Origin of the sequence: Bradyrhizobium sp. McL0615, assembly GCF_049993905.1 — a bacterium.
GTDB lineage: Bacteria > Pseudomonadota > Alphaproteobacteria > Rhizobiales > Xanthobacteraceae > Bradyrhizobium.
The window spans coordinates 4,817,580-4,837,756 of record NZ_CP188254.1; the positions used below are offsets into that span (position 1 = coordinate 4,817,580).

General features: G+C 61.6%; 19 protein-coding genes and 1 tRNA gene. 11 read left to right on the forward strand and 9 right to left on the reverse strand.

All coding sequences use genetic code 11. From position 1 onward, the window contains the following. Positions 1–105: 105 nt before the first annotated feature. The 4 genes from ACPPVP_RS22780 to ACPPVP_RS22795 all read left to right on the forward strand — a co-directional run bounded on the left by ACPPVP_RS22780 (position 106) and on the right by ACPPVP_RS22795 (position 3,526). Positions 106–837 carry a tRNA-uridine aminocarboxypropyltransferase gene (locus ACPPVP_RS22780; RefSeq protein ID WP_426524622.1) on the forward strand — a complete coding sequence of 244 codons (732 nt, stop codon included), beginning with the start codon at positions 106–108 and terminating at the stop codon, positions 835–837. Between the two features lie 206 nt (positions 838–1,043). Further along, positions 1,044–1,520: a hypothetical protein gene (locus tag ACPPVP_RS22785; protein ID WP_426524624.1), complete on the forward strand. Its 477-nt coding sequence runs from the start codon at positions 1,044–1,046 to the stop codon at positions 1,518–1,520. Between the two features lie 958 nt (positions 1,521–2,478). Further along, positions 2,479–3,192, forward strand: a complete 714-nt coding sequence (locus ACPPVP_RS22790) for a YkgJ family cysteine cluster protein (RefSeq protein WP_426524626.1) — start codon at positions 2,479–2,481, stop codon at positions 3,190–3,192. Positions 3,193–3,452: 260 nt separating this feature from the next. Next, positions 3,453–3,526 (forward strand) — tRNA-Cys (locus ACPPVP_RS22795). Positions 3,527–3,585: 59 nt separating this feature from the next. Here the strand turns inward: ACPPVP_RS22795 and ACPPVP_RS22800 are convergent. From ACPPVP_RS22800 to ACPPVP_RS22830, 7 genes are all read right to left on the reverse strand, one after another. Further along, the gene (locus ACPPVP_RS22800; RefSeq protein WP_426524628.1) at positions 3,586–3,765 is read right to left on the reverse strand and encodes a hypothetical protein; all 180 of its coding nucleotides are present in this window, start codon (positions 3,763–3,765) and stop codon (positions 3,586–3,588) included. Positions 3,766–5,624: 1,859 nt separating this feature from the next. Further along, positions 5,625–6,656 (reverse strand): 4-hydroxythreonine-4-phosphate dehydrogenase PdxA, encoded by a 1,032-nt coding sequence (locus ACPPVP_RS22805; RefSeq protein ID WP_426524630.1) that lies wholly within the window; start codon positions 6,654–6,656, stop codon positions 5,625–5,627. A 46-nt stretch (positions 6,657–6,702) separates the two neighbouring features. Continuing rightward, the gene (locus tag ACPPVP_RS22810; protein ID WP_426524632.1) at positions 6,703–8,211 is read right to left on the reverse strand and encodes a tripartite tricarboxylate transporter permease; all 1,509 of its coding nucleotides are present in this window, start codon (positions 8,209–8,211) and stop codon (positions 6,703–6,705) included. 11 nt (positions 8,212–8,222) lie between these two features. Further along, positions 8,223–8,690 carry a tripartite tricarboxylate transporter TctB family protein gene (locus ACPPVP_RS22815; RefSeq protein WP_426524634.1) on the reverse strand — a complete coding sequence of 156 codons (468 nt, stop codon included), beginning with the start codon at positions 8,688–8,690 and terminating at the stop codon, positions 8,223–8,225. A 10-nt stretch (positions 8,691–8,700) separates the two neighbouring features. Beyond that, entirely contained in the window at positions 8,701–9,705 is a 1,005-nt protein-coding gene (locus ACPPVP_RS22820) for a Bug family tripartite tricarboxylate transporter substrate binding protein (RefSeq protein ID WP_426524636.1), read from the reverse strand. A 74-nt stretch (positions 9,706–9,779) separates the two neighbouring features. After that, complete coding sequence (locus ACPPVP_RS22825; protein WP_426524638.1) at positions 9,780–11,000, reverse strand: CaiB/BaiF CoA transferase family protein; 1,221 nt, start codon at positions 10,998–11,000, stop codon at positions 9,780–9,782. A gap of 33 nt (positions 11,001–11,033) precedes the next feature. Continuing rightward, positions 11,034–11,825, reverse strand: coding sequence for an enoyl-CoA hydratase/isomerase family protein (locus ACPPVP_RS22830; RefSeq protein ID WP_426524640.1), 792 nt, complete (start codon positions 11,823–11,825; stop codon positions 11,034–11,036). 158 nt (positions 11,826–11,983) lie between these two features. Here ACPPVP_RS22830 and ACPPVP_RS22835 point away from each other — a divergent pair, with 158 nt between their 5' ends. The 3 genes from ACPPVP_RS22835 (at position 11,984) to ACPPVP_RS22845 (ending at position 14,111) form a co-directional block, all read left to right on the forward strand. Beyond that, the gene (locus ACPPVP_RS22835) at positions 11,984–12,622 is read left to right on the forward strand and encodes a GntR family transcriptional regulator (protein WP_426524642.1); all 639 of its coding nucleotides are present in this window, start codon (positions 11,984–11,986) and stop codon (positions 12,620–12,622) included. Between the two features lie 90 nt (positions 12,623–12,712). After that, on the forward strand, positions 12,713–13,174 hold the full coding sequence (locus tag ACPPVP_RS22840) for a nitroreductase family deazaflavin-dependent oxidoreductase (protein ID WP_426524644.1): 462 nt from the start codon (positions 12,713–12,715) through the stop codon (positions 13,172–13,174). 79 nt (positions 13,175–13,253) lie between these two features. Beyond that, positions 13,254–14,111, forward strand: coding sequence for a TIGR03620 family F420-dependent LLM class oxidoreductase (locus ACPPVP_RS22845; RefSeq protein WP_426524646.1), 858 nt, complete (start codon positions 13,254–13,256; stop codon positions 14,109–14,111). Between the two features lie 13 nt (positions 14,112–14,124). On the opposite strand, the gene ACPPVP_RS22850 is transcribed toward ACPPVP_RS22845, so the two are convergent. After that, positions 14,125–15,015, reverse strand: a complete 891-nt coding sequence (locus tag ACPPVP_RS22850) for an LLM class F420-dependent oxidoreductase (protein WP_426524648.1) — start codon at positions 15,013–15,015, stop codon at positions 14,125–14,127. Between the two features lie 107 nt (positions 15,016–15,122). Here ACPPVP_RS22850 and fgd point away from each other — a divergent pair, with 107 nt between their 5' ends. The 4 genes from fgd to cofC are packed head-to-tail and all read left to right on the forward strand — an operon-like array spanning position 15,123 to position 18,539. Next, a complete protein-coding gene (fgd, locus tag ACPPVP_RS22855) occupies positions 15,123–16,127 on the forward strand; it encodes a glucose-6-phosphate dehydrogenase (coenzyme-F420) (protein ID WP_426524650.1) in 1,005 nt (334 codons plus the stop codon). Between the two features lie 17 nt (positions 16,128–16,144). Beyond that, entirely contained in the window at positions 16,145–16,918 is a 774-nt protein-coding gene (gene cofE, locus ACPPVP_RS22860) for a coenzyme F420-0:L-glutamate ligase (protein ID WP_426524652.1), read from the forward strand. Then, positions 16,915–17,865 carry a 2-phospho-L-lactate transferase gene (gene cofD / locus ACPPVP_RS22865; RefSeq protein WP_426524654.1) on the forward strand — a complete coding sequence of 317 codons (951 nt, stop codon included), beginning with the start codon at positions 16,915–16,917 and terminating at the stop codon, positions 17,863–17,865. Before cofE ends, cofD begins: the two co-directional genes overlap by 4 nt. Next, positions 17,862–18,539, forward strand: a complete 678-nt coding sequence (gene cofC / locus ACPPVP_RS22870) for a 2-phospho-L-lactate guanylyltransferase (RefSeq protein WP_426524656.1) — start codon at positions 17,862–17,864, stop codon at positions 18,537–18,539. Before cofD ends, cofC begins: the two co-directional genes overlap by 4 nt. A gap of 104 nt (positions 18,540–18,643) precedes the next feature. On the opposite strand, the gene ACPPVP_RS22875 is transcribed toward cofC, so the two are convergent. Further along, positions 18,644–19,996, reverse strand: a complete 1,353-nt coding sequence (locus ACPPVP_RS22875; protein ID WP_426524658.1) for an aspartate aminotransferase family protein — start codon at positions 19,994–19,996, stop codon at positions 18,644–18,646. Between the last annotated feature and the right edge of the window lie 181 nt (positions 19,997–20,177).

A 20,177-nucleotide genomic window follows, 5' to 3' on the forward strand; every position in this document is an offset into this window, starting at 1 on the left:
TTCGCGGGAAGAAAACGTTTGAAAACAAAAGAATAGAGGCCCGTTCTGATTCAATCGCAACGGGGCTCTAGTTGAATTACTGGCCACGAAGCGTATAGCGAGCGGATGTCAGAACAAGCCAATCCCAAATCCGGCGCCACTGAGGAGGTGGTCCCGGACTGTCCGCATTGCGGCAAGCCGTTGCCGCTCTGCATCTGCGACAGCGTCACACCGATCAAAAGCAGGACCGAGCTCCTGATCCTGCAGCATCCGCAGGAGCAGGACAGGGCGCTCGGCACTGCGCGGCTGACGGCGATGCATTTCAAGGATGCGGTCCTCAAGATAGGTCTGTCCTGGCCAAGCCTGTCCAAGGCGCTGGGACGGAAGGTGGACGATCCCTCGCGCTGGGCGGTGCTGTATCTCGGCTCGGCCAAGGTCGCCGATCTCGATACCGATGCCGAGATCGTCGCGATCAACCGCAAGGGCGAGGTCGAGCCGCACCAGCGCGCCATCCTGTCCGACATCGAAGGCATCGTGCTGCTCGACGGAACCTGGAGCCAGGCCAAGGCGCTGTGGTGGCGCAACGCATGGATGCTGAAGTGTCAGCGGGTCATTCTGGGCCCGAAGCGGCCTTCACGCTACGGCAAGCTCCGCAAGGAGCCGCGTGGCGATGGTCTCTCCACCATCGAGGCCGCCGGCCTGCTGCTGGCCGGACTCGAAAAACGGCCGGATATCACCGAAACGCTCAATGCCAGCTTTGACCGGATGCTGGCGCGGTATCGCGAAGTGCAGGCAGAAATGCCGGAGCTCGCGCCGAAGCCGAAGAAGCGGGACTATCGGCGACGCAAGCGGGGCTGAATCCGGCTTTCGACTAAACGGGGCGTCGACGAGGCTCGCGCGCCTCATCGAATGACCGGTGTTGCTCTGTTGCTCGCCATGAATCCGCCATCATTGAGCCGGTTCCAGTGTCGGAATTCGGGCACAGCGAGCTGTGGACAATGATGACATCCCCCTTGACGGTGCTAAATTCCTTATTCTCCGCGTAACAATTTGGAGCAAAGTCGATGACTTTAAGCAATGAAATCCTTACGCGCTCTCCGTTGCTCGACGCTGATGAACTCGAAGGCGAAATCGGCGATATCATTCTCAGTAGCCGGCGGGGGTCCGTCATCCGCGCAGCGCCACTCGATAACGATCATTCGTTGCCGGGACCGTTGCCCGATTACGTCGAGCACAAGGAAGGCGTCAATCAGGTCGGCAAACTCTCGGCGGAAGCAGTGATCCGCGAGTACGACGCAGCCGTGAAAGAGATCGAGGCACTCGGTGCCGAACTGGCCGAGGCCGCCAAGAAATGTGAGGCGATGGTCGCCGGCGTTCACGCCATGGTCAACGAGATCAAGGAGTTGGCGGCGAACTATCGCGAGGAAGGCAAGCGCTACTTCTTGCAGATCGAGGATTGTTCCCTGATGACATCCGAAGTCCGCACGGTTTGCGAGACGCTCAAAAAGCGAATTGCCGCAAGCAGTAGTCTCGCCGCGTGATGTTCCGGCTGTGGCCGGTCCTGGTGCTGACCGCGCCGTTCGTCATCGCGGCCATCAGCAGGGTATTCTAGGCCACACCGGGAAAGGCCGCGGTCCGGATAGGGCGGGCACGATGTTGCCACCGTTGTTTCGCGCGCACCATGACGTGCGTCGGAAGCCAGCGGAGCGACGGGTTGTAACTGGTTGCGCATTGGCGCCTGTCGAAACAGGCTTTGATCGATCTCGTTTTCAACTGCGGCGTTCCGATCGGGCTGGCGATGCTGTCGGCCGTTCTCGGACCATATGCGGCCGTCTATGTCCTCTCGCTCGCTATCGCGCCTGGTGGCTGACCGCTTCTTCACCCAATGGGCCGGCAAGCGGCCGGGCGAAGCCTGCTGCTCTGGCTAATTGCGGCCATCGGCGCACCGCCTCCGGCCCACTCGTGTTGCTGTATGCGTATGCCGTCAATTTGGTCGCGGGAGACATCTGGCTCTGGACGCCTCGCTGGCGGCGACGTTCAGTGCGGCACATATCAAATCCGCCGCCTTGTCCGAAGGGCAGGCAATCGTTCTCTGGATCACCGTCGTTGTCATTTTCCATGACACACTGGGTTGGTCGAGGTTTGCGCCGCCAACCAGGGAAGCGGGCCGCGAAGACCGCTTTCAACTGAGCGGCGCTGAGTGGATGGCGGAAGGCGAGGTCATGCTCGATCTTGCTGTGGACGAATTTGGTGCACTTCCTCCCTCAGGGGAGGGATCGCAGGACGCGATCAGGGGCAAAGCGCAATCCCCTAGTGGACGGTCCAGAACAGCCAGACTTGCTTCGTGCCTTTCCAGATATGCGATGCGCTGACGATGGCACAAAATTAGGAAAGCGATCGAGGTAAGCTGGCCATTGCCGGAAAGATTCGGGCCTCTACTGCAGAATCTTACCAGCGTCGTAAAGACGTCGGCCAAGGCAAATGAAATGGAGATTTCGCATGGATTCGCAGCACGCCATTGATCGCGTCTCGGCCGAAATATCTGAGGTCGGCGCGCTGATCCGGTCGCTCGCCGGTCGCTATGAGGGAGTATTTGCGCTGCTCGGATCGGAGTTGGGTGTGACTCTCGGTCGATCCGAGACCATGGCTGACGCCGCCCGGCATGCGATTGCCTTTGCGGATGCGGCCGCCGCGACCTTCCGGGAGAGCCATCCCAACCAGCCCGTCTACGACTGCAAGAGCGGCTGCAGTGCGTGCTGTCACCTTTATGTAGCCGTTCCGCCAGGCGTGGCTACAGTTATCGCGGAACATATAGAGAAGACGTTCACACCCATTGAGCGCAAAAAGCTAGGCGCCAGGCTCGTGGAAGCAGCCGCGGCAGCGAATGCCGCGGAGAATCCGACCCGACTGCGGCTGAGATGCCCGCTCCTCGACGAGGGCGATCGGTGTTCTGTCTATGATGTGCGCCCCTTGTCCTGCCGAGCCTTTACCTCGACCTCCGTCTCTCGCTGCCGCCAAATTGTCTCCGATAAGGAATCGCAGGCCGGCGGCGTCGATCAAAATCCGGCGCACTTTCGCATCCACATGGTAGCTACGCTCGCCCTTGAACAGGCAGCCCGATCCCGTGGATTGCCTGCCCAGCAGAAAGGCCTGGCGCAAGCGCTACTGGATGAGCTCACGGTAATACCCTCATCGGCAACCGGATCAGTCTAACAGGCCGCCAGGTGAGCAACCATGCGTTGCGATCGCCAGGTTGCTGAACGAGGGCTGTTTATGCGCAGTCCCGATGCATGCAAGAAACCAGAGCAACTTCAGTATTTTATATGGAGTTTTGGGGCAAGACTTGGCAATCATCGCGCGTTCGGAACGAACCGTGCACGCTGGTTTCAGAAATCCTAGGGAAAATGAGTTTCAGAAGTTTTCGAGGCAGGTTGCCTAAGTGATTGATCGCCTGTATTCATCCGCCGCAATGGGGCCACGTGGCGGAGTGGTTACGCAACGGTCTGCAAAACCGTGTACACCAGTTCAATTCTGGTCGTGGCCTCCATCCATACAATCAATGGCTTAGGCCGATTATCGGACAGGCCGCAGGAGGCCCTGCCGCGATCAGCAGGCGGCGTACCAGCCCTCGGGAAACGGCACTAGCGGCCAAGGGGTCTGGTTATCGTTGGCGGCACGCGGCGACGGATAATAGCGCTGGGTCTGGACCACGGTATTGTCCTCCGAGGCTGGCGCAATGGCCGTTTGAACGGCATCCAGCAGCAGATCGTATTCGACTTCGCTCATCGCGCTCTCCGGGGTTCCAGAGGCGATGGTCGCAAAAGTATTTTGTTTCCAGATTGAGCGGATCGCTCGAATTTTAACGATACGGCGGTCGCGGCAAAGCTGGTTACTAAAGTGTTGAACTCCCCGCCGAAGCACTAACCCCGCGCAGGCGGGGCGCAGTGTGAGAAAAATCACATTTTGCAAAATTTAGTTCGATCAACATTGTCCGGGTCCAGACCGGTGCTCCCACAATTCGCGAGGATCCCGGGGCTGCGGAACCGGCTTTCTGCTTTGTATCAGATGGCGTGCTGAGCCTTTGCGACGAGCAGGGGAAGCCGCTCGGCAAAAGGGTAGCGGGACCAGGAGACGACCCGCGCCGCGTGCCGTGCGGCTCAAACTGGAGGCATGGCGAAGCAGCGGAGTGGCAGTTCCAATCGTCCGCTTAACTATCAGCCGTTGGGCGTTGCATGAGAGATCAACGAGGGGGCCGCCGACCTCAGTGTGGGGTGGGGGGAGGTCGGCGGCCGTGTCCTGCAGGGGGCAGAGCGGTCCGCGGGAGACCGCAACTGAAGGACCTCCAGAGCCTTATCTGGCGCAACGAAGGTGAGCAATTCGGAAGCAGTTTTAACCTAAGTGCTCAACGTTAATGGAGATAAGAAAAAAAGTTGGTCTGCAATGGAGCTTGGATCAGTGCCCGAAAATCAGATCAGCATGGGCGAACAGCGACCACAACAAGAGCGCCGCCGCTGCGAACAATGCAATATTGGAAATTACGCGATGTACTGGCATCGGACGAAAATATCGCCGTCGCGTAAGTCGGCAACTGAGTTCGATCATTAACCTAAGTAATCAACACTAAAGGATATGGAGATGCTTTTTAGTCCTCAGATCCTTTCAAGAAGTCAGCCTACAGAACAGGAAATGTCGGGTATTTTGTGTAAGTAGCCTCTGTGAAGATTGAATTCAGTTGCTTCTTGCATCAGCCGGACATTGCCTTCGATCCGATGGTGACTAACAGTGGCCGGCCAGCAAGTTCCGTCAAGGCCGGTGGCCGCCGCAGGCGTGGGCCGAATGCTCGGTTGGCTTTCACCATTCCGAGCACCGACAGCCCCGGCTAACAGAACGTGACGATCAAGATCATTCTGCCGGCCGAGGTCTTGGTGAAGCTGGGCTAACTCGCGCTCCGTGCTCCAAGCCGCAGCCGGCATCGGAGTGCTTCGCCTTGCACCCCGCATACACGATCGCAAATTGAGGAGACCCTGCGGGCGGATACGCTTCGGTCAATCGCGGAGGGCATCGCTGCCCGAGAGTAATTGAGTAGAGCCGTCGCTGTCTCAACCCAGCAGCGGCACTTTCGTGCTCACCCGGCAGGCGGAAATCGCATGTTGTTCCGTCGTTCTGAAGCGACGCCGGCCTGCTGCAACGCCCGAAATTCCTTCCAACCGCCCCTTGAAGTCTCGAAATCGCTGAGGCGTTTCTGCATCTGTGACGGAAGACTGGCCATGAACGCCAATCGCTGGCGCCGATCGTTGCGGACGTACGCCATCACCCCAATAGCAACGCAAGACGCAACCCCGGTGAAAAAACCCACCAACATTTAATGGTGCCCCACTGCGACTGCCCAGCGATATCCATTTCGGACCGCCATCAACGCCGTTCGTTGTCACTTGTTCCCGAAGCGGTCTGAAACGCCTGAACCGTGGGGACTTAGAAGGACTACGCATTAAGCCCGCCGATCCACGCTGGCGGGTGGTTGCAAAAAGATACGCCACCGGGCTCGAATGCGTTGTCCCGGCGGCGCCCTGTTTCAAACTGGACCTGCATTCCAGTTGCTGATTATTGGCAATGCCTGTGCCACCGTACCGCAATCAACCAACGCATCACTGCCGTGTCGGAACCTTGGAGAAATAAGTCGAAGTCGATCTCTTCTGCGCCATTTCGGCGGCAAGCAGCATCGCCGCTCGCGCAGCGCCGATTCCCGCGACGCCCTTTCCAGCGATGTCGTAGGCAGTTCCGTGTGCCGGCGTGCATATCGGAAAGGGAAAGCCGCCCAGCAGTGTCACGCCGCGATCGAAGCCTATCAGCTTCATCGCGATCTGGCCTTGGTCATGATACATCGTCAGCACCGCATCGAACGCGCCGCTCTTGGCGCGCAGGAACACGGTGTCCGCGGGAAACGGGCCTTCGGTCGCGATCCCGTCGGCGCGCGCTTGCTCGATTGCGGGTGCGATTGCGTCGATTTCTTCCCGCCCGAAATTGCCGCCATCCCCGGCATGGGGGTTGAGGCCTGCGACCGCGATGCGCGGACGTTCGAACCCGGCGGTTCTCATCGAGGCATCCGTCAGCCGCAGTGCGCGCAGAACGCGTTCCTTGGTGATGTGGGACGCCACCTCCGCCAGCGAAATATGTGAGGTGACGCGTGCGTTCCACAGCCCGTCCAGTACGTTGAATTCGCTCGCCGGGCCGTCAAGCCCGACCACGTCGGCCGAAAAGCTGATCTCGTCGTCATAGACCGGGTGCGCAAGGCGCATGGCCTTCTTGTTGAAGGGCGTGAAGCAGACCGCGTCGGCCCGGCCGTCGCGTCCCATCATCAACGCATGACGGTAATTGGTGAGCGCAAACCGACCGCCCTCGGCGGTCGCGGTGCTTCGCGTAACCGAGGCCGGATCAAGATGACCGAGATCGATGAAGGCCGGGACCCGCTCATCCTTTGAAAAATCGGCGTCAGGTGATGCCGACACCAAATCGAGCTTCACCGCGGCAATGCGCGCGCCGTCGTCAAGGACGCGGCGGTCGCCGATGACGACGATCCGGGCCTTGTCAACGACTTCATCGAGGGCGAGGAGTTTGGCCGTCAATTCCGGACTGATGCCGGCAGGATCACCCATCGCAAGCGCTATAACCGGTCTCATCAATATCTCCTGCGCTCTTCTGCGGCCAATTGGTTCGGTGCGATCATCATGGCTTCACCTGTGACCGCGGCATCATCCGGCCGATCGTGCGCCAGATCACCGGCATCAGCAGCAGCGCCGCGCCAAGCAGGATCAGCGTTGTCACCAGCGGTTTGGCAAAGAATATTCCAAGCGAGCCCCGCGACATCAGCATGGACTGGCGAAAAGCATCTTCCGCCTTGTCGCCGATCACGATCGCGAGCACCAGCGGCGCCAGCGGGTAGTGAAGTTTCTTGAACAGGTATCCCAAGACGCCGAATCCCATCATCAGCACGACGTCGAGATAGGAGTTGGAAACCGAGTAGGCGCCCACCGTGCAGATGATGACGATCACAGGCGCAATGATGAAGAACGGCACGCGCATCAGCGCGGCGAAGATCGGTACCGTCAACAGCACCAGAACCACGGCGACGACGTTGCCGAGATACATCGAAGCGATCAGTCCCCAGACGAAGTCTTTTTGCTCGACGAACAGCATCGGTCCGGGATTGAGGCCCCAGATCATCAGGCCGCCCATCATCACGGCGGCGGTTGCCGATCCCGGGATGCCCAGCGACAGCATCGGGAGCAGGGCGCTGGTGCCGGCGGCATGATCGGCAGCTTCCGGAGCGACGATGCCTTCCGGCTCGCCCTTGCCGAAGTTGGCGTGCCGGGGCGAAAGACGCTTGGCGATGCCGTAGCTCATGAACGATGCGGCGGTCGGGCCTCCTGGGGTAATGCCCATCCAGCAGCCGATCGCCGCGCTGCGCAACAGCGCCCAGCCATAACGCGGAAGACTCGCGAGCGTGCGAAAGACTTCGCGCCACTCCACTTTCGAAGAGATCGCCTTGACGTGAAATTCCTCTTCCACGGCAATCAGCAACTCGCCGATGCCGAACAGGCCCATCACGGCGACCACGAAGCTGACGCCCTTCACCATCTCGTCGATGCCCATGGTGAGCCGCACGCTGCCGGAGACCGTGTCGATCCCGACGGCGGCCAGCGCAAATCCGATCGCCAGAGATACCAGCGTCTTGATCGGCGGCGTGCCGCCCATGCCCACGAAGCTCGCAAACGCCAGAAAATAGACCGCGAAATATTCGGGTGGTCCAAAGGCCAGCGCGACTTGCGCGACCCATGAAGCGCAGAGCGTAATGAGAACGACGCCGGCCAGCGCGCCGAAGGCGGCCGAGCCGAAAGCCGTCGCCAGCGCCGTGGTCGGCCTGCCGTCGCGCGCCATCGGATAGCCGTCGAACGTGGTCGCGACCGAGGAAGGCTCGCCGGGAATATTGAACAGGATGGACGTGACCGAGCCGCCGAACAACGCGCCCCAATACATCGAAGAGAGCAGGATGATCGCCGATACCGGCTGCATGCCGAAGGTGAGCGGCAGCAGCAGCGATACGCCGTTAGGCGCCCCGAGGCCGGGCAAGACGCCGACGAGAATGCCGAGCAGCACGCCGATCACCATCAGGAAAATATGATTGCCCGACAGCGCGATGCCAAAGCCATGCATGAGAGCTTCGAGATTTTCCAACCAAGCGCTCCCTAAAAGCCAAACAAGGTGCCGAGCGCGCCGCGCGGCAGCGAAATCTGGAATGTCAGCTCGAATATCGAGTAAAGCGCCAGCACCGCGCCGATTGCGGCGACGGCCGCAAGCAGCAGCGATCCGCGCTTGTGCCAGGCCAGCGCGCCGAACACGTAGAAGGCGGAGGCCGGATAGATTCCGATCAGCGGAATTACCCCGACAAAGACCGCGGCCGGGACGAACAACATTCCCACCCGCTTGAGTTCGCTGGGCCCGAGCACGACGGCCCGGGCGTGCAGCCATCCCTGAACGAGATTGAACACGCTGCCGGCCAGGATGACGAGGCCAACGATGAACGGAAAGGTGCCGGACTCGACGCCGGCGGCGGACAAGCCAATGCCGTTGTCGAGGCTGGAGACCATGACGGCGGCGCCGAACGCCCCGGTGACGAGCGCCGTCGCCGCTTCCAGGCTGCGTCCAGAGACCATGATCCGAGCTCTAGTTGGAGATCAGCCAACCCTCATCGACGGCGACCTTGCGGGTGCGTTCGATGTCTTCCTTGATGAATTTGCTGAAGGCATCGCCGGTCAGGAAAGTGTCGGTTTGCGATGTCCGTTCGATATATTCCTTCCATTCCGGCGTGGCCTGCACCTTCTTCATCAGGTCGACATAGAAGGCGGCCTGGTCGGGGGTGATCTTTCCCGGCAGCCAGACGGTCCTGGGCTGCTGGAACTGCGGAATGGCAAGGCCGGATTCAACGCAGGTCGGGATGTCGTGCCAGTTCTGCGTCGCTGTGACCTTGGGTCCGTCCGGTAGACGCTGCGGGCTGAACGCGCATAGCGGGCGCTGGGTACTGCCCTTCCACTGTCCGATGCTTTCGCTGGGATTGTTGACGTGGGCGTCGATGTGGCCGCCGGCCAGTTGGACCGCGGCCTCGGCGCCGCTCTTGAAGGGAATGTAGACGAATTTCACCTTCGCCGCCTTGTCGATCATGCGGGTCAGGGTTTCATCGGTGTCCTTCGACTGCGCGCCGCCCATCTTGAAATCGCCCGCCGGCTTCGCGGCAACGGCCTTCATGAAATCCTGAACGTTCTGGTAAGGCGCATCCTGCTTGACCCAGAGCAGGAATTCGTCCTGCACCATCGCGGCAATCGGCGTCAGGTCGGTGTAGTTATAGGCGACCTTGGAGACCATCGGCTGGTTCCAGGCATTCGATGTGCCGAACACGACCTTGTAGGGATCGCCCGCCATGGCTTTGGCATAGGTATAGCCTTCGGCACCGCTGCCGCCAGCCTTGTTGACGACGACGATCGGCTGCTCGACCAGTTTGTATTTGGTGATGATGTTCTGGACCGCACGGGCAAAATTATCGGTGCCGCCGCCAGGGCCTGCCGTTGCAATGAATTCGATCGGTTTGGCCGGTTGCCACGCGGCACTTGCCGCTCCCGTGAGCCCGATTGCGAGACCGAAGGCGATCGCTACGAATGTTGTCTTCCGAGACATCTGATCCTCCCGCTTATCCTGCCGTACGTCTTTTGATTTTGTTTTTGGTCTTGGCGGCTTCTTAGGCTCTTGCGTCAGCCGACTTCATCCTTTGCAAACTCGGCCGCGGCAATCGCACCTTCCTTGTGCAGCGCCGCGATCTCGTCGGCGTCAAAACCGTAGGCGCCCAAGATGGCACTGGTGTGCTCGCCGTAGAGCGGCGCGCCCGATCGCACCTTGCCGGGCGTCTGCGAGAACTTGATCGGCAATCCAATCGTCTTGACGCTGCCGAGCGTGGAATGCTCGACCTCGACCACCATTTCGCGCGCGATGGTTTGCGGGTCGGCGAGGGCCTGCAGCATGTCGTTGACGGGGCCGCAGGGCACGCCGGCTTCTTCAAGCGCAGCCAGCCAGTGCTCAGCGGGCCTGGTTTTGAAGTGCGTCGTAAGCAGGGCCTCCAACTCTTTCAAATGTCCCATTCGATCGGCGCCGGTCGCAAACCGCGGATCGCGCGCCAGTTCGGTTGCGCCGAGTACTTCGAGCGTGCGACCCCAGTGCTTTTGATTGGCGCCGCCGACCACGATCCATTTGTCGGCGGTCTCGAATGCCTGATAGGGCGCATTGAGCGGATGGGCCGAGCCCATCGCCTTTGGCGCGACGCCGGTGGCCATCGCGATCGCGGCCTGCCAGTAGGTCTGGACCAGCGCGGCCTCGAACAGAGAGGTTTCGACCCATTGACCCTCGCCGGTTTTGAGACGGTGGGCATAGGCAGCGAGAATGCCCATGGCCGCGATAATTCCAGCCGTGATGTCGGACAGCGGCGCGCCGCATTTGACCGGTGGCCCGTCGGGCCGCTCTCCGGTGAAGCCCATGATGCCGCTCATCGCCTGCGCCACCAGATCGAAGCCGCGGCGATGCTTGTAGGGGCCGGTGCGGCCAAAGCCAGACAGCGAGCAGTAGATCAAAGCGGGGTGTTTCTTGCGGATGTCGGCGTAGCCGAAACCGAGCCGGTCCATCACGCCGGGGCCGAAGTTTTCAACCAGCACGTCCGCGGATTCGATCAGGCGATGCAGCACCTTCGCGCCGCCCGGCGTCTTCAGGTCCAGGGCGATGCCCTTCTTGTTGCGGTTCATCATCAGGAATGAGGCCGCCACATCGCCGATTTTGGGAGGAACCATGTAGCGGGTGTCGTCGCCGGCCGGAATTTTCTCGATCTTGATGACTTCGGCGCCCATATCGGCAAGCATCAGCGTGCAGGTCGGTCCTGCCATGACGTGCGTCAGGTCGACAACCTTCAATCCACTCAGAGGGCCCATTGTTTCTCCCAGCAATCTTGTTGTTCTTGTTGCTTATTCGCCAGTCCATTGCGGTTGGCGCTTGTTCAGGAAGGCGTCCATGCCTTCGCGGAAATCCTGACTTTGATAACACATCAGGATCAGGTCCTCGTCTTCGGCCGGCTTCGGCTGCGCGCGCAGCAGCGCCTGTTTGGTGGCGCGCAGCGTCAGGGGTGCATGGCCCGCGATAAGCAGCGCCAGTTCATCCGCCCGTCGTTCGAGGGCAGGGAGATCCTCCACGACTTCGTGCAGCAAGGCGATGCCGGCGGCTTCCTCGGCTTCGATCAGCCGCGCGGTGAAGATGATCTCCTTGAGCCGCGTTGCCCCGATCAGCGCCGAGAGCCGGCCGATATTGGCCGCCGACAGGCAGTTGCCCAGCGTGCGTGCGATCGGAAACCCGAACTTCGCGGTCCTGGTGCCGATGCGCAGGTCGCAACACGCGGCGATGCCGGCGCCGCCGCCGGTGCAAGCGCCGTTGATCGCCGCAATGGTCGGCACCCGGCATTGTTCGAGCGTGGTCAGCACGCGATCAATCCTGACCTCATAGCCGATGGCGTCCTGCGGGGTGTTAAAGGCGCGAAACTGGTTGATATCGGTGCCGGCGGCGAAGGCCTTGTCGCCCGCGCCGCTGAGGATCAGCACCTTCAGGCTGCGATCGTCAGCGGCGGCTTCGCATATCGCCGCCAGCCGCTCATACATGCCGAACGTCAGCGAATTTCTCGCCTGCGGCCGGTTGAAAATGATGCGGCCGATGCCGTCGCGGACCTCGTAAAGCAGATCTGCGTCAGGGGTGACGTTTTCATTCATTTTATTGACAGACCCCTCAGGATGCTCGGATTGGCCATAGGCAAACATTTTTGAATGCAAAAACTGCCGTGCGCAATAGGAATCTATCGAATTTGCTTTATTCGGATCATTTTTGCATTCAAAATGGTTCCGCTAAAAGCCCCGAGGAGCTCGCGATAATGATGCATGACGAGGTGGTGTCCCGCCTCCGGCAGGTCCTGACCGAGGGCGAAATCCCGCCGGGCGCGCGCATTCCCGAACGCGAATTGTGCGCGTCCTTTGCGATATCGCGGACACCGTTGCGCGAGGCGCTTAAGGTGCTCGCAGCCGAAGGGCTTGTCGTGTTGCTGCCTAATCGCGGCTCGCGCGCCGCGAAGCTCACGCAGAAGGACGTCAAGGAACTGTTTGAAGTCTGTGAGGCGCTGGAGGCGGCGGCGGGCGAATTGGCGTGTCCGCGGATTTCCGACGCGCAACTGCGCGAGATCGCCGACCTGCAGGCAAACATGGTCGAACATTATCGCGCGCAGGATCTGATCTCGTACTATCGCTGCAACCGCTCGATTCACGAGGCTATCGTACGCGCGGCCGATAATGCCGTACTGGCCGGTTTCTATGAATCGGTTGCAGCGCGGATACGGCGGGCACGGTTCATCACTCCGATGACGCCTGAACACTGGGCGCTTGCCATCCAGGAGCACGAAGGAATCCTGAACGCGCTGCAGCGGCGCGATGCCGGCGGGCTTGCCCATATCCTGCGAAACCACCTACGGCGCAAGCGCGAGGAAGTCGTCCGGGCCGGCTTCGCGGAGGGCGAGTGACGCAAAGCGCCAAATTACGTTGCTCTTGAATTCGGATTTGGCCGATCCGGCACCCGGTGGTATATTTCCTACAGTTGAAGGAGAGGCACGATGGCTGAAGCGAAACTCGCTCCGAACCTGCCGGACTGGATGCTCCAGCACGCGAACCGCTACCTTTCGAGCGGCGGAACCGACGGGCACATGTACAAGGTGACGGTGCCGCAGCACGGTGAGCTTACCGTGCCGTCGCTGCTGCTGACCACCACCGGCCGCAAATCTGGCGACAAGTTCATATTTCCGCTGTTTTACGGCACCGACGGCGGCAATTACTTCGTCGTCGCCTCAAAGGGAGGCGCGTCCGAACACCCGGGTTGGTATCGCAACATGCTTGCAAACCCCGACGTTGAAGTGCAAGTCGGGACCAAGAAGATGAAGGCGCGGGCCAGGACAACGGAGGGCGAGGAACGCCTCCGGCTTTGGAAACAGGCGCTCGAATTCTGGCCGCCCTATGCCGACTATCAGCTCAAGACTGAGCGCGAGATACCGGTGGTCGTGCTGGATCCAGTCCATTAGGGTGCGTGGCAGTCGGCGCCGCAGCGACGGAACCTCGCAATTCGGGGCTCGCGCGCACCTCCAACCGTAGGCAATCGACATGAAACTCGGACGCCTCGGCGTGTGGTACAGCACCGACAAACTCGACGGATCACAGTTGCGCGATTTCGTGCGCACGGTTGAAAACAACGGCTATTCGAACCTGTGGTACCCGGAATCGCGTGGCTATGAGTCGATGTCGCTGGCGGCCTGGCTGCTGTCGTGCAGCGAGAAGCTGACGATCGGCAGTTCGATCGCCAACATCTATGCACGCGATTCCTTTACCGCACAGCGCGCCCTGATCTCGCTGAACGCACTTTACGGCGACCGGTTCGTTCTCGGCCTGGGCGTCAGCCACATTCCAATGGTCGAGGGGCTGCGCGGCCATCGCTACGACAAGCCGTTGGCGGCGATGAGCGCCTATCTCGACGGCATCAACAAGTCAGCGGCCGCCGGCGAATTGCCAGTCGTGGTTGCCGCACTCGGACCGAAGATGCTGGCGCTGAGCGCTGCCAAGTCGCGCGGCGCTGTTCCCTATAACGTGACACCAAAGCATACGGCTGAGGCCGCCGCGATCCTTGGGCCATCGAAGTGGCTTGCAGTGGAGCAGAAAATAACGATTGAGACCGATCCGGCGAAAGCGCGGGCGCTCGGACGCAAGGAACTGTCGCGCTACATGGCGCTGCCGAACTACCGCAATAGTTGGCTGCGACAGGGCTTCACCGAGGATGAGCTGGCCGACGGCGGCAACGACCGGTTCATCGATGCGATGGTTCTCTGGGGCGATGCCGACACGATCAAGCGCGGCCTGCGAGAGCACTTCACGGCGGGCGCCACGCATGTCTGCCTGCAGCCCGTCCACGCCGACGGCGATTTCGCCGCCCGCGACCGTATGCTGACCGCGCTCGCCGATACCTGAGGCTACGCAGCCCTTAGAGCAAATCGACGACGGCGTTGCGGTAGCGGCGCATCGCGGTGACATGGTCGGTCATGCTCCGGCCGGCCATGCGCTTGTGGTGGTAGCCGCCGAAGGTGTTGTGCAGCGTGACATGCGTGACGCCTGCGCGCTTCCAGAAGCTGATCTCCTCGCGCCAGTCCTTTTCGGTACCAGTGCCGGTCGAGGTCCAGACTTCCAAGCCAACCGACGCCGGATCGCGTCCTTCGGCTTCCACCAAGCGGCGCAGCTTGTCGAATTCGGCGACGGCCTTGGGTCCCGGCGGTTCCGACAGCATCATCCAGCCGTCGCCCCATTTTGCGATCCGATGCAGCGTCGCGTCCATATGACCGCCGAACCACAGCGGAATTTTGCGCTGTGGCGGCCGCGGATTGATGCCGGCGTCCGGAAGGCGATGCCATCTGCCCTCAAACGTGACGTAGGGATCGGCCCACAGCGCTTGCATGACCTGGACCTGTTCCTCGGAACGCTTACCCCTGTTGTGGAAATTCTCGTTGAGGCCGACGAACTCCATCTCGTTCCAGCCCACACCAATGCCGAACCGGAAGCGGCCGCCGCTGAGCACGTCGAGACTGGCGGCTTGTTTGGCAACCAGTACTGTCTGACGCTGCGCGAGGATCAGCACCTGGGTGGAGAGTTCGACCTTCTTCGTGCAGGCAGCGATGAAGCCGAACGCCACGAATGGATCGTGGAACAGGCCGAGCCCGCCCGCACGGCCGCTGGCGGGGTTCGCCGGGTTGCCGCCGAGCACGTGGTCCGCCAGCGTCAGGCCGTCATAACCTTCGGCCTCGGCGAGCTCGGCGTATTCGCGCACGATAGGGCCATCACCGCCGATGTCGCCGAAGGGTAGGGCTATTCCGAGATGCATGGTCGCTTCCCCCTTTTTGGCTGGTCGCTGCTTTCCCGCTAATCTATAGATTTCCACCATGTGTACCATGGTCTCGGCATCGGCCGGCGCCAACCAGGAGATTTGTGGTGATCAGGCTCGGATATAAGGCATCGGCGGAGCAATTCGCGCCAAGCGCGTTGCTGGGCTTTTCATGTCTTGCCGAAGAAGTCGGGTTCGATTCCGTCTTCATCAGCGATCACTTTCAGCCATGGAAGCATGTCGACGGCCATGCACCCTTTTCGCTGACCTGGCTGGGCGCGCTCGGCGCGAAAACGTCGCGCGTCGTTATCGGCACCAGCGTGCTGACGCCGACCTTTCGCTACCATCCTTCCATCGTTGCCCAGGCATTCGGCACGATGGGTGCGATGTTCCCGGGACGCGTCGTGCTCGGCATCGGCACCGGCGAAGGACTCAACGAGGTGCCTTCGACTGGCCAGCCTTGGCCGGAATTCAAGGAGCGCTTCGCTCGCCTGCGTGAATCCGTCATGCTGATCAGGGCGCTCTGGACCCAGGAGCGGGTCAGCTTCGAGGGCCAGTACTACAAGACCGAGAAGGCGACGATCTACGACCGCCCGGATACGCCAGTGCCGATCTATGTGGCTGCCGCAGGCGCTCTCGTCGCGCGTTATGCTGGCCGCTCTGGCGAGGGGTTCATTTGCACGAGCGGCAAAAAGCCGGAGCTTTATACCGAAACCCTGTTGCCGAAGGTCGCCGAAGGCATCGCGGCGTCGGAGGATCCGTCGAAGTCCTACGATCGCATGATCGAGGTCAAGGTATCGTTCGACACCGACAAGGCGCGTGCGCTCGAGGATACGCGCTACTGGGCGGCGCTGGCGCTGACGCCGGATGAAAAGATGACGGTCGAGGATCCCATCGAGATGCAGCGCCTTGCTGACGCGCTGCCGCTGGAGCGCGCCGCCAGTCGTTGGATTGTGTCCAGCGACGCCGACGAGCATGTCGAGCGGATCAGTTACTATGTCGGTCTTGGCTTCCGGCATCTGGTGTTCCACGCGCCGGGACCGGATCAGGCGCGTTTCCTGAAACTCTACGGTGAGCATGTGCTGCCGCGCCTTCGCAAGCGTTTCGGTTGAGCGCGCGGGACCGGCCGATGCAACGCAGCAGCGCTATCGAGCTCCTTGCCGTCCCCGGCATTCCGCAGATAGCCAAGGGTGACGATCTCGTCGCCTTGATCGGTGCGGGGCTGGCGCGTGGGGGCATCGTGCCACGTGGCGGCGACGTCGTTGTGTTGACGCAGAAGATCGTATCCAAGGCCGAAGGGCGCATGGTCGATCTTGCGACCGTCAAGCCCTCGACGGAGGCGATCGAACTCGCCGGCAAGGTCCAGAAAGATCCGCGGCTCGTTGAACTGATCCTGGCGGAATCGGTGCGCGTCGTGCGGACGAGGCCGGGTGTCCTGATCGTCGAGCACCGGCTCGGCCTGGTGATGGCCAACGCAGGCATCGACCAGTCCAATGTAGGCTCGCCCGATGATCCCCAGCGGGCGCTGTTGTTGCCGGTCGATCCCGACGGCAGCGCGGCTATATTGAGGAAGCGCCTGTCGCAAAGGTTCGGCGTGCCGGTCGCCGTGATCATCAGCGACAGCTTTGGCCGAGCCTGGCGGCGCGGCACCTGCGGCGTTGCGATTGGTGCCGCCGGCCTGCCGTCGCTGATGGATCTGCGAGGCTCGCCCGATCTGTACGGCCGCGAGCTTCAGGTCAGCGTCACCGGGCATGCGGACGAGATCGCCGCGGCAGCGTCGCTGGTGATGGGGCAGGGGGCCGAAGGCCAACCCGTCGTGATCGTGCGCGGCCTGACATGGCGCGGTCCGGACAATGCTGCGTCCGAGCTGGTGCGGCCCGCCGCCGAGGACTTGTTCCGATGAGCAAACGACTGGTCGTGGCGCTATCCGGCGGGATCGGCGGCGCCAAACTGGCGCTCGGTCTGAGCCGCGTCCTGCCGGCCGACGAGCTACTCGTGGTTGCCAACACCGGCGATGATTTCGAGCACCTTGGGCTGAGCATCTCGCCCGATATCGACACGCTGATCTACACGCTCGCCGGCATCAATAATCCCGTGACCGGCTGGGGACGGCGTGACGAGACATGGTCGTTCATGGAGAGCATCGGCGCGCTCGGCGGCGAGGATTGGTTTCGGCTCGGCGATCGCGACCTCGCGCTGCATGTCGAGCGCACCCGCCGCCTGCGCCTGGGCCAGACGCTGTCCGAAGTCACATCAGATATTTGCCGTCGCCTCGGTATCGCCGCCCGCGTGGTGCCGATGAGCGATGACCGGGTGCGTACCCGGGTGCGCAGTGAGGAGGGCTGGATCGACTTCCAGGATTATTTCGTGCGCCAGCAGTGCCGGCCGGTCGTCCATGAGCTGGCATTCGAGGGCGTGACGCTCGCCCGGCCGCACGCCGACATCATGGCGGCGCTACGCTCGGGCGACGTGCGGGCGGTGGTCCTCTGTCCGTCCAATCCTTTCATCAGCGTCGAGCCGATTCTCGCGATCCCAGGCATGCGCGAGGCGATCAAGTCGAGTGGTGCACCGGTTGTCGCGGTATCGCCGATCATCGGCGGGCAGGCGGTCAAGGGCCCGACCGCGAAGATGATGCGTGAACTCGGCCTCGAGGCCAGCGCCGCCGGCGTCGCCGCACGCTATAGCGACCTTCTGGACGGTTATATCGTTGACCACGCTGACGCCGATGGGATCGGCAATATCAGCGCGCGGGTCACTATCACGAAAACGCTGATGACGAGCCTGCAGGACCGGGAGACGCTGGCGCGCGTAACGCTTGACGCGGCGGACGCATTAGCGTCGCCACGATGAGCGATATCTGGGCGATCATTCCGGTCAAGGAGTTCGATGGCGCCAAGCATCGGCTGTCGGGCCTGCTGTCGCCGCCCCAACGCTGGCTGCTCGCCGACACGATGCTCACTGACATGCTCGACGCGGTTGCAGGCTCCCGGCTTCTGGCCGGTGTGGTGATCGTTACGCTCGATCCGGACGCGACGGCCCTTGGCAAGAAGATCGGTGCGCGGATCGTGACCGAGGGCGCGCGGGATGGACATACCGGCAGCGTGGACGCCGGCCGCCGTCTGCTCGCGGGCGAAGGACGCCTCGGCATGATCACTATGCCCGGAGACATTCCGGCCACTCGCGCCGGTGAGATAGACGCAGTGCTGTCGGCGCATCTCGCGGCGCCCTCCTTTACGATCTCGCCCGCGCATGACGATCTCGGATCCAATGCCGTCGTCTGTTCGCCGCCGGAATCGGTACCGCTTCGCTTCGGCGATAATAGTTACTTCCCGCACCTCGACGCTGCGCGTCTGCAGGGCATCGAGCCCACGGTGATCCGCCAGCCCGGAATTGCGATGGATATCGATCATCCGGTCGATCTGGCGCTCTTCCTGCGCCTGCCGCAATCCGCCGGCACGCGCACCCGTGCGCTGCTCGAAGAACTCGGCGTGCCCGAGTTGCTGGCCAAACGTGGGATCGCCTAGCGCGCGATGGAGTTAAGTTTAGTTGCATCGCGCGATGCGACCTCTCCCGAACGGGAGAGGTGCGGTGAGGTGGATACTTCAACGACCAAGTTCAAGCTCTCCGCTTAAACGCTCCTCTTGGCCACCTTGTCCAGCGCCTGCTTCACAGACTCGAACATATCGTTGATCTGCACCGCTGTAATGATCAGCGGTGGACAGAAGCACACCGCTTCGCCGATGTTGCGTGTAATCACCCCAGCCTCGAGGGCGGCGTCGGCAACGGCGAGCGCCGCATCGCCTGGCTTGGCATCCGTCCACGGCTTGATCTCCAATGCGCCGATCAGGCCGATGCCGCGCGATGAATGCGCGACGGGGTGTTTGGCAAGCTCCGCCAGTCCCGACAGAAACGTATCTTGCAGGTCCGCGACATGGCCGACCAGATCGCGCTCCTGAATGATCTTCAGATTTTCCAGACCGACCGCCGTCGCGACTGGATGACCAGACGCGGTGTAACCGTGGCCGAATGAGCCGATGCGGTCGGATTCGTCGGCTATCGGCTGATAGAAGCGGTCGTTCATGAGGATCGCCGACAGCGGCATGTAAGATGAGGTGATCTGTTTCGACACAACCAGCACATCCGGCCTGATGTTGAACGTCTCGCAGGCGAACATCTTGCCGGTGCGGCCAAATCCGCAAATCACCTCGTCGGCCACCAACAGGATGTCATATTTGTTGAGGATGGCTTGAACCCCCTCCCAATAGCCGGCGGGTGGCATCAGCACGCCGCCGGCCCCCATCACCGGCTCGCCCCAGAACGCCGCGATGGCCTCCGGACCTTCCTTCAGGATCAGGCTTTCGAGATCCTGCAGCATCCGCGCAGTGAACTCGGCTTCGCTTTCGCCCGCCTTGGCGAAGTGCACATAGGATGGACATGAGGTGTGAATCATTCGATCGAGCGGCAGATCGAAGCTCTCGTGGTTGCGTGGCAGGCCGGTGATCGACGCGGCGGCGATGGTCACGCCGTGATAGCCCTTGAGGCGGCCGATGATCTTCTTCTTGTCCCGTTTGCCGAGCGCGTTGGAGCGGTACCATACCATCTTGGCGGCGAGGTCGTTGGCCTCCGAACCGGACGAGGTGAAGTGCACCTTCGACATCGGCACCGGCGCGATTTTGATCAGCATCTCGGCGAGATCGATCGACGGCCCATGACTCCTGAAGCCGAAGGTGTGGTAATAAGGCAGCTTTTCCATCTGCGCCTTGGCGACAGCCGCCAGCCGCTTCTCGCCAAAACCCAGCGCCACCGACCATAGACCAGCCATGGCCTCGATATAGCGCTTGCCGTTATTGTCGGTGACGTAAATCCCGTCACCGCTTTCGATCACGAGGCCGCCGGTCTTTTCGTAGGCGCGAAGGTTGACGTTCGGGTGCATCTGATAGGCGATGTCCCGTCCCTCCACTGAATTCGGCATGATCGTCACGAAACTTCTCCGTTGTTTTGGGGCGGGCGTGCTCGACCGCATGGGATGGAGACCGGCAAGGCGCTGTTTAAGCTGTATCACTCCACGCCGCCTTCCCCAACTGCTTCAACAGCGTGGCACCCGTGCGAATTTACGGCCTGCGGAATGAGCGACGTCGCCGGGCCGCTGCCCGCCAACGGTC

Bases quoted from the DNA above. Each gene is read 5' to 3' on its own strand.
- ACPPVP_RS22780 (WP_426524622.1), top strand. From the start codon at position 106: ATGTCAGAACAAGCCAATCCCAAATCCGGCGCCACTGAGGAGGTGGTC.
- ACPPVP_RS22785 (WP_426524624.1), top strand. From the start codon at position 1,044: ATGACTTTAAGCAATGAAATCCTTACGCGCTCTCCGTTGCTCGACGCT.
- ACPPVP_RS22790 (WP_426524626.1), top strand. From the start codon at position 2,479: ATGGATTCGCAGCACGCCATTGATCGCGTCTCGGCCGAAATATCTGAG.
- ACPPVP_RS22800 (WP_426524628.1), bottom strand. From the start codon at position 3,765: ATGAGCGAAGTCGAATACGATCTGCTGCTGGATGCCGTTCAAACGGCC.
- ACPPVP_RS22805 (WP_426524630.1), bottom strand. From the start codon at position 6,656: ATGAGACCGGTTATAGCGCTTGCGATGGGTGATCCTGCCGGCATCAGT.
- ACPPVP_RS22815 (WP_426524634.1), bottom strand. From the start codon at position 8,690: ATGGTCTCTGGACGCAGCCTGGAAGCGGCGACGGCGCTCGTCACCGGG.
- ACPPVP_RS22820 (WP_426524636.1), bottom strand. From the start codon at position 9,705: ATGTCTCGGAAGACAACATTCGTAGCGATCGCCTTCGGTCTCGCAATC.
- ACPPVP_RS22825 (WP_426524638.1), bottom strand. From the start codon at position 11,000: ATGGGCCCTCTGAGTGGATTGAAGGTTGTCGACCTGACGCACGTCATG.
- ACPPVP_RS22830 (WP_426524640.1), bottom strand. From the start codon at position 11,825: ATGAATGAAAACGTCACCCCTGACGCAGATCTGCTTTACGAGGTCCGC.
- ACPPVP_RS22835 (WP_426524642.1), top strand. From the start codon at position 11,984: ATGATGCATGACGAGGTGGTGTCCCGCCTCCGGCAGGTCCTGACCGAG.
- ACPPVP_RS22840 (WP_426524644.1), top strand. From the start codon at position 12,713: ATGGCTGAAGCGAAACTCGCTCCGAACCTGCCGGACTGGATGCTCCAG.
- ACPPVP_RS22845 (WP_426524646.1), top strand. From the start codon at position 13,254: ATGAAACTCGGACGCCTCGGCGTGTGGTACAGCACCGACAAACTCGAC.
- ACPPVP_RS22850 (WP_426524648.1), bottom strand. From the start codon at position 15,015: ATGCATCTCGGAATAGCCCTACCCTTCGGCGACATCGGCGGTGATGGC.
- cofE (WP_426524652.1), top strand. From the start codon at position 16,145: ATGCAACGCAGCAGCGCTATCGAGCTCCTTGCCGTCCCCGGCATTCCG.
- cofD (WP_426524654.1), top strand. From the start codon at position 16,915: ATGAGCAAACGACTGGTCGTGGCGCTATCCGGCGGGATCGGCGGCGCC.
- cofC (WP_426524656.1), top strand. From the start codon at position 17,862: ATGAGCGATATCTGGGCGATCATTCCGGTCAAGGAGTTCGATGGCGCC.